This window comes from uncultured Turicibacter sp. (assembly GCF_938044715.1).
Lineage (GTDB): Bacteria > Bacillota_I > Bacilli_A > MOL361 > Turicibacteraceae > Turicibacter > Turicibacter sanguinis.
On sequence record NZ_CALIOS010000068.1, the window covers coordinates 81,837 to 94,459 of the forward strand.

Annotated in this window: 15 protein-coding genes; 3 read left to right on the plus strand and 12 right to left on the minus strand. The window is 33.1% G+C overall.

The window, feature by feature from the left end; all coding sequences use genetic code 11:
- Positions 1 to 313 precede the first annotated feature (313 nt).
- A complete protein-coding gene (locus QWC74_RS07695) occupies positions 314 to 1,138 on the plus strand; it encodes an AraC family transcriptional regulator (protein ID WP_006783743.1) in 825 nt (274 codons plus the stop codon).
- A 21-nt stretch (positions 1,139 to 1,159) separates the two neighbouring features.
- On the opposite strand, the gene QWC74_RS07700 is transcribed toward QWC74_RS07695, so the two are convergent.
- From QWC74_RS07700 to QWC74_RS07735, 8 genes are all read right to left on the minus strand, one after another.
- Positions 1,160 to 1,786, minus strand: coding sequence for a YitT family protein (locus tag QWC74_RS07700; protein ID WP_006783742.1), 627 nt, complete (start codon positions 1,784 to 1,786; stop codon positions 1,160 to 1,162).
- 142 nt (positions 1,787 to 1,928) lie between these two features.
- Positions 1,929 to 2,384, minus strand: coding sequence for a HugZ family protein (locus QWC74_RS07705; RefSeq protein ID WP_006783741.1), 456 nt, complete (start codon positions 2,382 to 2,384; stop codon positions 1,929 to 1,931).
- A gap of 14 nt (positions 2,385 to 2,398) precedes the next feature.
- A complete protein-coding gene (locus QWC74_RS07710; RefSeq protein WP_006783740.1) occupies positions 2,399 to 3,604 on the minus strand; it encodes a nitrogenase component 1 in 1,206 nt (401 codons plus the stop codon).
- Positions 3,591 to 4,880 carry a nitrogenase component 1 gene (locus QWC74_RS07715; protein WP_006783739.1) on the minus strand — a complete coding sequence of 430 codons (1,290 nt, stop codon included), beginning with the start codon at positions 4,878 to 4,880 and terminating at the stop codon, positions 3,591 to 3,593. The genes QWC74_RS07710 and QWC74_RS07715 overlap by 14 nt, the downstream gene beginning before the upstream one ends.
- A gap of 12 nt (positions 4,881 to 4,892) precedes the next feature.
- Positions 4,893 to 5,678, minus strand: a complete 786-nt coding sequence (locus QWC74_RS07720; RefSeq protein ID WP_006783738.1) for an ABC transporter ATP-binding protein — start codon at positions 5,676 to 5,678, stop codon at positions 4,893 to 4,895.
- Positions 5,679 to 5,681: 3 nt separating this feature from the next.
- A complete protein-coding gene (locus tag QWC74_RS07725; RefSeq protein WP_006783737.1) occupies positions 5,682 to 6,662 on the minus strand; it encodes an iron ABC transporter permease in 981 nt (326 codons plus the stop codon).
- A 2-nt stretch (positions 6,663 to 6,664) separates the two neighbouring features.
- Positions 6,665 to 7,615, minus strand: a complete 951-nt coding sequence (locus QWC74_RS07730) for a helical backbone metal receptor (protein ID WP_006783736.1) — start codon at positions 7,613 to 7,615, stop codon at positions 6,665 to 6,667.
- A gap of 25 nt (positions 7,616 to 7,640) precedes the next feature.
- Positions 7,641 to 8,390, minus strand: a complete 750-nt coding sequence (locus tag QWC74_RS07735; RefSeq protein WP_288993970.1) for a nitrogenase iron protein NifH — start codon at positions 8,388 to 8,390, stop codon at positions 7,641 to 7,643.
- Between the two features lie 160 nt (positions 8,391 to 8,550).
- Between QWC74_RS07735 and QWC74_RS07740 the strand changes: the two genes are divergently transcribed.
- Positions 8,551 to 9,261 (plus strand): helix-turn-helix transcriptional regulator, encoded by a 711-nt coding sequence (locus QWC74_RS07740; RefSeq protein ID WP_006783734.1) that lies wholly within the window; start codon positions 8,551 to 8,553, stop codon positions 9,259 to 9,261.
- A gap of 45 nt (positions 9,262 to 9,306) precedes the next feature.
- Here the strand turns inward: QWC74_RS07740 and QWC74_RS07745 are convergent, their stop codons facing one another.
- Positions 9,307 to 9,513 carry a hypothetical protein gene (locus tag QWC74_RS07745; protein WP_006783733.1) on the minus strand — a complete coding sequence of 69 codons (207 nt, stop codon included), beginning with the start codon at positions 9,511 to 9,513 and terminating at the stop codon, positions 9,307 to 9,309.
- A 404-nt stretch (positions 9,514 to 9,917) separates the two neighbouring features.
- On the opposite strand from QWC74_RS07745, the gene QWC74_RS07750 reads away from it, so the two are divergent.
- Entirely contained in the window at positions 9,918 to 10,463 is a 546-nt protein-coding gene (locus QWC74_RS07750) for a 5-formyltetrahydrofolate cyclo-ligase (RefSeq protein WP_006783732.1), read from the plus strand.
- 38 nt (positions 10,464 to 10,501) lie between these two features.
- Here QWC74_RS07750 and QWC74_RS07755 read toward each other — a convergent pair whose 3' ends face one another.
- From QWC74_RS07755 to QWC74_RS07765, 3 genes are all read right to left on the minus strand, one after another.
- On the minus strand, positions 10,502 to 11,293 hold the full coding sequence (locus QWC74_RS07755; protein WP_006783630.1) for an aminoglycoside N(3)-acetyltransferase: 792 nt from the start codon (positions 11,291 to 11,293) through the stop codon (positions 10,502 to 10,504).
- 242 nt (positions 11,294 to 11,535) lie between these two features.
- Positions 11,536 to 11,991: an RpiB/LacA/LacB family sugar-phosphate isomerase gene (locus tag QWC74_RS07760; protein ID WP_006783631.1), complete on the minus strand. Its 456-nt coding sequence runs from the start codon at positions 11,989 to 11,991 to the stop codon at positions 11,536 to 11,538.
- A 129-nt stretch (positions 11,992 to 12,120) separates the two neighbouring features.
- Entirely contained in the window at positions 12,121 to 12,501 is a 381-nt protein-coding gene (locus QWC74_RS07765) for a desulfoferrodoxin family protein (RefSeq protein WP_006783632.1), read from the minus strand.
- Positions 12,502 to 12,623: the final 122 nt, after the last annotated feature.

A 12,623-nucleotide genomic window follows, 5' to 3' on the forward strand; every position in this document is an offset into this window, starting at 1 on the left:
AATTGAATTTTGGTGAATTAAACTAAATTACGTAAAATAAAAAAACTATTGAATTGGCTAACTAAATCACACAACTGATCCCTTATTTTTCTACTATACGAACCTTATCCCTTTCCGCACTTTAATCAGCTTAAAAAAATGAAGATTACCTCTAAAAAATTTATCAAATCATTAAAAATATATCCAACTTTTGAATTAAATTTAAATTTCATTTTTTAGATATAGCTTTGAGTTATATATAAAATTATCTATTTTTACCTTCCATTAGATGTGCTATACTTATTTCAATTCATACATTTAGGGGGCTTTCTTCATGGAACAATTTAGCTTAACAATTGATCCACAACCATACAGAGATTTAGCTTTTTGTTATTGTGGAATGCATGAATGCGAACCTGGACATTCGTATGGTCCAGCTATCCGTCCAACCTTTTTACTTCATTTTGTTTTAAAAGGTAAAGGTGCCTATTATTTAAATGATCAAAAATACGAAATTAAAAAAGATCAATGCTTCTTAATCCGCCCTAATGAATTAACTTTTTATCAAGCTGACCAAGAAGATCCTTGGACTTATATTTGGGTTGGCTTCGATGGACAGATGGCAAAAAAATATTTAGAACATGCTGGTTTTATTGATAATCGCTTAGTATTAAATGTCCATGATTGTGAAACCTTGAAGTCCTATGTCGCAGAGATGTTAAATTGTAATAAATCAACTCATGCGAACGAATTAAAATATCAAGGGCTTCTTTATCTCCTTCTTTCTAAACTCTCAGAATCGAGTCATATTCAAACAAAACAACCAAGCCTTCAAGAAGATAATCACTATGTGAGTAAGGCCATTGAATTTATCGAAAATAATTACTTTAACTATATTAAAGTGAGCGATATTTCCCACTATCTATGTTTAAATCGCACTTATTTAACTTCACTTTTTCAAAAGCATTTAGGAATGTCCCCCCAGAACTTTTTGATTCAATTTCGAATGACTAAGGCGGCAGATTTATTACTTCAAACCGATTTATCTGTCGCTAATATTTCGCACTCTTGTGGATACAGTGATCCCCTTGCTTTCTCAAAAGCTTTTAAAAAAGCAAATGGGATTTCACCAAGTGAATACCGTCATTTAAACCATTAAAAAGCCAGGATCGCCTGGCTTTTACTGTATATGATAAGGTTGTAAGTCATTAATGAAAGGTAATTTTTCTAGTAAATACGTTGCTAAATTAACCCCAGGCCCTACAAACAGAGTCAAAATAATTGTTCCACCCCCAATAGGACCTTGCAATAACAAAGCAATAATCATACAAATAGCATCCATCATTAGTTTAGCTGTTCCAATTTTCAGGTTACTTACTTCGCTAATAGAAACCGTAATATCATCATTTGGATGAGCCGGTAATTTAGGCTTTAAGTAAAGTGCTAATCCTGTGCAGACCAAAATAACAGCGATACTAAATACTACAATTTTTTGCATTAACGTTTCAGGTACAATAGGACTCACAACAAACACCCAAAACTCAGTTCCGATAGCCATAAAAAAAGCCGTAATCAACGTTGTGAACTTTGGTCTTTCACATCTGATACAAGTTGAAATCGCAATTGCTAACAAAGCCATGACAAAAATAACAATTGAAAGGTTAATATTAAGTCGGTGAGCCAAAGCGAAATTAATTGAATCAATCGAACCTGCTCCTAAATCAGATTGTACCGTCAACGAAACCCCAAGTGTTAACATCATAATACCTATCAAATACAAAACATAATCCCTCTTATTTCTCTTCATCTTTTTATCCCCTCTTTTACTAAATCATAACTAATTATAGCGTTTTCTAAAAGAGTTAAACATCTCAAAATGTTTGAATTAGATGGTCAAATGTTAGGTATTGAATAAGAAAAACTCTCGCCCTGATGTGCGAGAGTTTTTCTTATTTATGCCCTATTGATGTGACTTGTGTTAATTGAAACTCACTATTGTTTAAAGAAATGTTAAACGCCTGTCCAAATCCTTTAACAAGACGACCTTTAAGTGGGACTAACTCAAAGAAATCAAAGTCTAATGTTTTTAAAACCATCATCATTTGAGCTCCTTGTCGTCCACCAAATAATTCTAATAACTCCTTGCTTGACTCAACTTTTGAAGCTATACATTCAAAAGAAACGCGTTCTCTTGCAAAGACCGTTTTACAAGCTGCTTCATCTTCAATTAGCATGACTGAACACTGTGGATTTTGCACTAAATTATGATAATGTGCAGCAGCCTTACTAATATAAATATAGATTTTTTGATCTTTCATCATAAAAGGTGCATAACTAATTTCAGGCATTTTATTTTCATTTAATGAACTAATCATTAAACTTTTCTGATTTAATAATGTTTCCATTTCTTACATCCTTACTATTTGATATTTAATATTTTTTCAATAACGAAAAGCATCCCTCTAAATCCCATATAGGGCGTATATGGATAAATCAAAACTTGATTTAAATTAGGGTTACTAACCTGTAACTCTAATTTAGCTTGATGTTCCATCTCTAAGCTTGGACCATCTCCACAAATCATGAATAGTTCTTTTGATTTTAAATATTTTATTCTTTCTAATTCAGGGCGACCAGATATCCAATCTGCTTCTACTTCCGTTTGGTACAATACTTCTAAACGATCAGTAGCAAGTCCTAGCTCTTTTAAAATAGCGTCAAATCCTAGCACCGTATCATAGTCACCAAAAATCGCGCATTCCTTTGTTTCTTTATAAAATAAAAATTTACGTTTTAAACTAAACAAATGCTTTTTTACTGCTTCAACTTCTGCATTTAGATACTCTCGATTCACTTCATACCCATCGATTTTATTAACTGCTTCAATAAAATCAATCGTATTTTGAAGGCCATATACATGGTGATAAATATACGGAATTCCGTAAGTTTTCTTCATCCACTTAGCAGCTTTCAAGGCTTCTTTGCGCATAACAATATTTAAAGACGCACGACTAGCCTGTTCAATTTCTTCAACAGTTGTCTCACATGTGAAAACTGTTTGAACTTCCTTGTTAAAGAAGAGCTTCATCATACGTTTCATTTCTTCAACATCAGAAGCATAATTATATTTATCAATCGTACAGCCTAAAATATTATATTTATTAACATCACGAGGATAATCACCAACTAACTTCTTCACGAGTAATTCTAATGTTTGTTCAACTCCAATATGATATTGATGCTTAAGTCCTCCAGTCGTGATGGCAATAAGTTTAGACTGAACTTGACTTTGTAAATCGCTACACACACTCTCAATATCCGCACCAATAATTGAGGAAATCGAAGAAGCCATGACAAAAATGTATCGAGGTTTAATATTCTCATCAACCTCTAAAATAGCTTTTTCTAATCGATCATACTTTCCAAACGTTACATCACTTTGATCCATATGGGTTGAATAAATGCGGGAACCTTCCCCTGCATTCAAACTTCCAATTCCCTCAACTGCATAGTGAGTTGTTCCTGCAGGGCCAAACTCAATGATACAGGTATCTTTAATCGAACAAAGTGTCCAAATCGACCCCATCCGATCATTTGCAACCGGATAATATTTACATAGCTGCATGTTTGCCACCTCCCATTGGTTTAGAATCTTCAGTCATTAACTTAATCATATCTTGCATGACACCAATTGGGAGCTCATAACCGATTTTTTGAGCGTGAGCATCAAAGGTCATTTGCATCATTCCTTTTTGTTTTAATAACATTGGACTTTCATGACCTACATACAAATCTGCCCCAATCGTATCGTATAACTCTCGTAATGGCGCAATATTTGCAATACGACTAATATAAGGATTATAGCCTTTGTCTAATAAACTCTCCTTATAAGGTGAATCTTGCTCATATAATTCTCGTAATTGAACAAAGACGGGTTCTAAGCCTAAATCACTTAAGAAATCGACCATTTCAAGTGCCATCATTGGCGTATTTCCATAAATTAATTTTTTCCCTTTTAATAGTGAATAACATTTCATGGCTAACTGTTCGTAACGTGCCTTAACTTGTTTTAAATCTCGTGAAAAATCAATTTCAAGTATTTTCGATAACTCTTCATAATTTTTAGAAATAGTCTCTACATTTAAATGCTTATCAAAGTATAGATACTCAATATTAAATTTTCGCTTCATTTCTTTCGCTAAATCTAATCCAATCATATCTGTAACAATGTTTAACTTAGCAGTTGGAGCCTTTTTTATTTCAGCTATTGTACAACTTGAAGGGATAACGGTTTGGATTTGAACATCATATTTTTTTAATAACTGTACAAGTTCTGTTTCCTCTACCTTATCCTGACGATGTCCAATAATATTAACTCCTTCTTGTACCTCAACTTTTTCCATCGCATGACTTAAAGACTTTAAGGCTCGTGACATACCAGGAATATGTGAATTACATTTAAAATGTTCAGTGTTCACAACAAATATCGGAATCCCTACCTCTTCCTCAAGTGTATAAGGAATAGATGAATAATCCTCCCCTATTAACTCTGGAACACATGTCGTAACGAGCATGACTGCATCAGGATGTTCTATTTCAATAATCTCTTTTACTGCCCTCTCAACCTGTGCCACGGCACCAAATACGACTTCTTTATCATCAAGCACTAATGAATAAACACTATCTTTTCCTTTTTGACGATGATAAGCAAAGTTTTTCGTATAGTACGTACATTCACTTGTTCCAATGACAATCATTGTCATATTTTTAACATAAGATGCCGTTAAGGCAACGCCAAATAAAGGGCAATGTGTTCCTGGGAAAATAGCATGTGATAAACTTTTAATATCTTGGTCCGTCTTAATTTCACTCAGACGATTTAAACTCTCTAATGTATACATAACGATCCTCCTTTAAGCGGTCTTAATCGTTTGAATCGGATGAATACGCGGTTTATTTGAAATAGGATCGTTATCAATATCACATTCAATTTGATAAACATGCTTAATCATCTCTTGATTAATGGTTTCTACCGGTGTTCCATCTGATACGATTCTTCCTTGTTTCATAATCACTAATCGATCACTATATCGGCTAGCTTGGTTAAGTTCATGTAATACCATCACAATGGTTATCTTGAATTTCTCATTGATTTCACGCACAAGTTCCATAAGCTCAAGTTGGTGTGAAATATCAAGATAAGTCGTTGGTTCATCGAGCAGTAAAACATCAGGTGTTTGACAAAGGGCCTGTGCAATATAGGCCCTTTGTCGTTCACCACCAGATAAGGACCCAATAGGTTTATGTTTATAGTGTGCTAGCCCTGTTTGTTCAATTGCCCATTCTACTAATTCTTGATCTTCTGTCGTCTTACATTCAAACCATTTCTTATGTGGTAAGCGACCAAAATAAACAAGTTGCTCAACGGTTAAATCAGTCGGTGCTAAATTATGTTGTGATAACAAACATATTTTTTGAGAAATAAATTTATTTTTAAGTTTGGACAGCTCGTTATTTTCCAGTAAAACAGCCCCTCCCATTGGTTTAATCATACGTGATAATGTTTTAAGTAACGTTGACTTTCCACACCCATTTGGACCAATAATCGAGACCACTTGTCCTTTTTCAATTTTTAAGTTCAAATCTTTAATAATGATTTTATCCTCATAGCCAGCTGTTAAGTTCTTTGCTTCAATCATACATCAGTTCCCCCTTTTTCTTAATAAATATAAAAAGAATGGACCGCCTACAATCGACATAATTACCCCTACTGGAATTTCAATTGAACCACCTACTGTTCTTGCAAGTGTATCTGCAATTAAAAGTACAATTCCGCCAAGGACCATACTAAATGGAATCGTATATTTATGATCACTTCCCATTAACATTCTTGAAATATGTGGAACAATTAATCCGACAAAACTAATAATTCCAACAACAGCAGTCGAGGTAGCTGCTAAGAAAACAGCAACTAGTGAAATAATAAGTCGCGTTCGATTCACATTGAATCCCAAATTTGTCGCAGATTCTTCTCCAAGTTGTAAAACATTTGCACTTCGAATTAAAAATAAAGACAAGATTAGTCCAATGACGGAATACCAAACTAACATGTGAACATCTTGCCATGTTTTTGTTGCAAGACTCCCATTTAGCCATAAAATCGCACTTTGAATTTTATCACTATATAGTGTGGATAATAATGAGATAAAGCCTCCTAAGATCGTATTAACAGCAACCCCTGCTAAAACAACACGTTCAGGCTTTAATCCATTTTTCCATGCCATCATAAAAACTAATGCACAAGCAACACATCCTCCAATAAAGGCAGCAACAGGTAAGATACTTGCTAATTGTGGGGCTGTTAATAAAATGACAATTGCTGCGACACTAGCTCCACTTGAAACCCCTGTAATTCCTGGGTCTGCAAGTGGATTTTTCATCACTGATTGGAGTAAAATTCCTGAAACAGCTAAATTTGCTCCGACTAATGTCGCTAAAATATTTCGTGGTAATCGCATTTTATAAACAATGGTTGTCACAACCTTGTTATCGTTATTTTTTAAGGCACTTAAAATTTCACCTAAACTTAAATTAACACTCCCCACCGTTGAAAAGACAAAAATCAAACTCAGTAAAGTGATGAAAGATAAGATAATAATGATATATTTTTTATCTATTCTCATTTTTAGTTACCGTATAAGATTTCTCCAAGTTTTGTGATTGCTTCTGTTACTTTTAAATTTGCTGAAACATTGAAGATAGTTGAATCTAAATCATAAACTTTCCCATCTGCAACCGCATCTAATTGTTGATAAGCTTCATTTTTATCAAATGCTTCATCGAACATTTTAGATGTTTCTTCGATATTTCCGTGGGCAAAGCGTAAAACATAATCAGGATTTTGTGCTAAAATTTGTTCTAAACTGAATTGGATATATGCTGATTCAATGTTTGTATCAATCTCTGATGCAATATTAATCGCACCTAATGTTTTTGCAAGGTCTCCTAAATAAGAACTTTCTGTTGCTAACATGAAGTTGTCACCAGCACCAAAGATGATCGCAACTGTTGGGGCTTGTTCTGTTTTATTTGCTAAAGCAACTTCCTCAGCTTGTTTTAATTGATTCAATAAAGTTGTTGCTTCATCTTGACGATTAATCGCATTCCCCAATTCTTTAATACTATTTAAAAACGCAGTGTATGTTCCTGTTTCAAAGAAGAAGGTATTCAATCCATACTCAGTTAAACTTTCCTCTACACTTGATTTAAAGCTAGCATCCATGATAAATAAATCAGGGTTTAATGATGCAACAATTTCTAAGTCTGGATTCATTGCTTGTCCAACTTGCGGTAAATCTTGATATCCATCAGGTAATGTTTGTGATGTTGCTGGTACTCCTAAAACTTCTGCATTTAATTCTGCTAACACTTGTGTTGCCGATACAGTTGCTGCAACAACTTTGATTTCTTCTACTTCTTTTTCAACATCTGTTGTTTCTTCCTCTTGTTTTGTACTTGATGATGTCTCATCCACAACTGGTATTTGCTCTTCTACTTCTGTTCCTTTTGATGATTGACATCCGACTAATAATGTTGTTGATACTAAGATCATTGATAATAAATGTTTAAATTTCATAACTCTTCCTCCGATATTTTGATATTTAAATAGCCTGTGTTAATTTAGTTGCCAATTCTAAATACACATTCGCCATTTGACTCTCTTTAATCTTTTCAATAACTGTTTTCCCATCATTTTCTGATAGTTGTACATCTTTATCACGTGGGATGTAATGGAAAATCTGACTATCGATTTCTGTTGCTAATTTTTCAACTAATTCAACTTCATTTTCAACATTTTTAGCGTTGAGAATTAAGCCTTTTAATCTAGCATAGCCTCGATTTTTAAATTGATTGATCGCTGTTGATATATTATTAGCAGCATACATCGACATCATTTCTCCTGATGTTACAATATAAACTTCTTCTGCATATCCGTTGCGAATAGGCATTGAAAATCCACCGCAAACAACATCACCTAAAACGTCATAAATTACGATATCAGGTTGATAAAATTCGAATGCTTTTAATTCTTCAAGTTTCTCAAAAGCGGCAATAATTCCTCTGCCTGCACACCCAACTCCAGGAGTTGGTCCCCCTGCTTCAACACACAAAACACCGTTATAACCTTCAAAGACAATATCTTCAAGTTTTGTGTCATCTCCCTTTTGATTCATGACCTCTAAAACGGTTGGAATAAATTTCCCATTCATTAAATTTTTTGTTGAGTCAGCTTTTGGATCACATCCAATTTGCATGACTTTGTATCCGAGTGTTGATAAAGCAGCTGATAAATTAGAGGTTGTTGTGGACTTACCAATTCCACCTTTCCCGTAAATAGCTATTTTTCTCATTGCTTTTCTCCTTATTTTGTAGCATAATATAAAACATAATTGATAATCATTATCAATAATTATTATAATGTAGCCAATTAAAACTTGCTTGAACAATATATAGAATTTTTGTAACTATATTAATTTGTTTTTGAAAACTAACTATTCTGGGGGAAATCATATGGATAAAATCCAACAAGTGTTATCTGATTTTTATCATTGTTTAACCATTCCAATCTCTTTTTTTAATGAACAAAAAAAAATGATTTTGAATCATGCAATGACACCAAATCTTAATAAGATATTAGATTCTTCTAATCTTTTTGACGACTATCAATCATCTAGTTCATCATTAATTTACATTTGTCGAGGTGAAAAAATTCACTTCATTCTTTCTCCTCTTTACCAATATAAACAACAAAAAGGATTATTCGTAATAGGACCCTTTCATAGTGATGAAAATTTAATAAATAGCAATATTCCATTTAAACCACATTGCTGTTTAAAATCAATCGGAAAATTATTTGAAAGTATTGTTCGTCATCGCCTGTTTGAAAAACATCAATTTCATTCCTCTGTTAAAGAAGGAATCTATTTTATTCACAAATATTATGAAAAAGATATTAAACTAGATGAGGTTTGCCAGTATTTAAACCTTAATAAAAGTTATTTTTGTTCCATTTTCAAATCAGAGACGGGCATGACATTTTCACATTTTTTGAATCGTGTACGAATTGAAAAAAGTAAACAGTATTTAAAAGATAACCAATATAGTATTTTAGAAGTAGCCTTAGCAGTCGGATTCAATAATCATAATTACTATAGTTCTACATTTAAAAAACTTACAGGATTAACTCCTGCACAGTATCGACAAAAAGTTTCAAATGAATAAAAAAGGCTTCTCTTAGATATTTTCTAAGAAAAGCCTTTTTTTACTTTATATTAAATCAATATGATCAATGCTTTCAATTCTAATGATTTTTGTCGTTAATTTTTTCTTTTGATCTGTGAAACTTATCTTAATCCATTCTTCATCAACATCAATTATTTCACATTCAAAATTCACTTTTCCTGCAAAGGCTAATGCTCCTTCACAACTCATGATGCAGTGTTTTCCAACTAAATCACGAATTATCTTTGACATTACTTGATCCCCCTCTAAATTTCTTTTGAGTTTATTAATCCGTTTTTCAAGTATTTGAACACGTGCTGGATAGCTACTATAAACAAGTATTATAACGAAAGCTAGAAATCCAAAATACTCCAAGTTCCATCGCCTCCTTACCTCATAATTAATTATACGTATCTGCCCTCTAAAATATATAAGTCCCGATTAATTTTCTATAGAAGAAAAGATTATCTAAACTATCGTTCATCAAGATATCAACGCATTTAAATAACTAAAACTCAATTTTAATATCTGGGTATTAATCATTTAGGATATAGTATTAAATTCATACCTAATATACAGATTTTTGAAACTGCTTGAGATCTGATTGTTTCTAAAAATAAAGATTTCGTATATGATAAAATAATGAGGTGAATTTTATGAAGAATAAAGTGATTATTCGTCGGGAAATTTTACAAAAAAGAGATGCTCTTTCAGATTGCGAAAGAACCCAAAAAAGCGAACTTATTTGTCAGCGATTAATGACTGATAAACGATTTATAGCGGCTGAGACAATTTTAGTTTACATGCCAATTAAAAGTGAGGTCTCAACCATTCGGTTAATTGAGAAAGCCTGGACACTTAATAAACGAGTTGGACTTCCAAAAATTCAAGGTGATGAGATGAATTTTTATGAGTGTCGTGATTTTAGTGAGTTAAGTTTAGGCGCTTTTAATATTCTTGAACCTAAAACCGAAGTATTAATTGAACCATCTCATGCATTATTGATTATGCCAGGTATCGTTTTTGATCAGCATAAGCATCGAATTGGATACGGCAAAGGATTTTATGACCGGTATTTAAAAAATCACCCTAATCTTGAGACCATCGCTCTTGCTTTTGATTGCCAAATCATTGATTATTTCGAGGCAGAAGCTCACGATATAGCGCCAAATTTCATCCTAACGGAAAGTCATACTATATAATAAAAAGGTCACAGATATGAATTTCTGTGACCTTTTTATTATTTTAAATAATTCGTTCCAAAATCAATTAAGGATCTAAAATCAATTAATCGACAAACAGCTCCACCAATACTTGCTTTTTTAACTTCAACTGCTTCTTCATAAGCAGCTCCTAATTCATTAAAAGAACTTGAATCAAGTGCTAAATCTTCAAATTCTACTAAAGTACGTTTCCCATTTTTCATGATAACTGCTTCGTGTTTAACTGTTTCACGGCAGTTTGCAAAATACTCAGCTAAATGCAATGCTGTAACATTTTCATAGTCTACCCCTAGACATAAAACTTTAGCATCTTGAGCATATAACTTTTGTAATGGTGAACCGTCCCCTAACATTGAATTTAGACGATGATTATTTAAATACCATTCAGCCTTACGTCCTGTTGCAATAAAAGAAGCGACAGGATGTGCACTTCGGCTAACATTTTGGCTCATTGCAAAAGTACAAGCAATTTCACCAGATTCAATTGGAGATAGATTAACATCATAAGCCGGCGTATTCTTTTTAATTTTATCTTGCCACTTAGTTGGTAAATCTAAATCGAAAAAACTCGGACACACTTGGTCGAGACGATGACTTGGCATAATAACGGTTGTATGATATCCCGTTACCTCATAAATTGCTTCAATTACTGTTTGTGCCCCACCAATAATAAAATTGAAACTTTTTAAATTACTATAAACCATTAAAAGCTCAGTGTTTTCTACACCTAACTCTTTTAGCCCTTTAATTAGGTCGTTTTTAGTAACAGGTTTATTTGTTTTGCTTACTATGTCTTTTAATATCATCATGCTCAACCCTTCCCATTTATTCTAATTCTCTTTATTAAGAATAAGTTTGCTCCCACATAACGCCTATCCTTAATTCATTCCTGTTCTAAGCCTAGCTAATACCCCATTGCCAACTTATTACCTACATTGTATAAAACTTTATACCATTTGAAAAGTGGGCATTCGCACACAAGAAAAAAGTACCATAAAAAACAAAAAGCTCCTATTCCATTTAAAAAGAATAAAAGCTTTTTTACAATTAACTATTTTTTATGCATTTGATCAATCTTCTTAACTTTCTCAACCCTTTGAACATATTTTTCAACACTTGAAAGATAATCCGTATGCATCCACGTTTTGACAATCTCGAGAGCAATTGCTGAACCAATAATTTTTCCACCCAAGCATAAAACGTTTGTATCGGAATGAGAACGAGCCAAGCTCGCACAAAAGGGGTCTTGGCATACAGCCGCATACACCCCCGGTACTTTATTTGCAATCATTGCACTTCCATAGCCAACACCATCGACAAAGATTCCGCGCTCTACTTCTTCATGACTTACAGCTAAAGCTGCTGGATAAACGTGATCAGGTAAATCACACGCCTCCTGACTATTTGTTCCAAAATCTACAACTTCATGACCTTCATTTTCTAAATATCTCTTAATTTCTTCTTTTAAATCATGTCCTGCATGATCACATGCCATTCCAATTTTCATCCACATCACCTCAAAATATCTAAACTTTAAATCATCTATCTTGATTATAATTATCCATTTCAAGGAATTTATACTAATTTTCAATCTAAAAAAGAGCCGGACTATCCGACTCTTTCATTTACGCGATTATTATAAAGTGATTGTTGCTTTCCATAATCCGTGTAAGTTACACCAAGCATAAACTTCTACTTCACCTTTGAAATCTCCGATTGGGAAGATTGCTTCTGGTTTTTCAGTTGCTTTGATTTCACGACGCATTACTAAATCCGAAGCTTTTACAGCTACGAATGGAATCCAGTGTTTTTCGATGCTTGGATGCTCTACTTCACCAACAGAAACTTTTAATACCCCATTTTCAACAGTTGGAACTGGCATGTGTTTTTCAACAGCAGCTTCAGTTGAGTTAGGTACTAATTCTTCCATTTTTTTACCGCAGCACATTACTGGAACTTTATGATCTTCAATTAATTCAATGACATTTCCACAAGTTGGACAAATATAAAATTTCATTGTTATTCCTCCATTTAATTGGTTTATTTTTCTTTTTAACTATATTTATATTATAACGATGACTCTTTAAAACTACAACCAAAATGCACTCAATTTTTATAAATAATAATTATTATTAATAT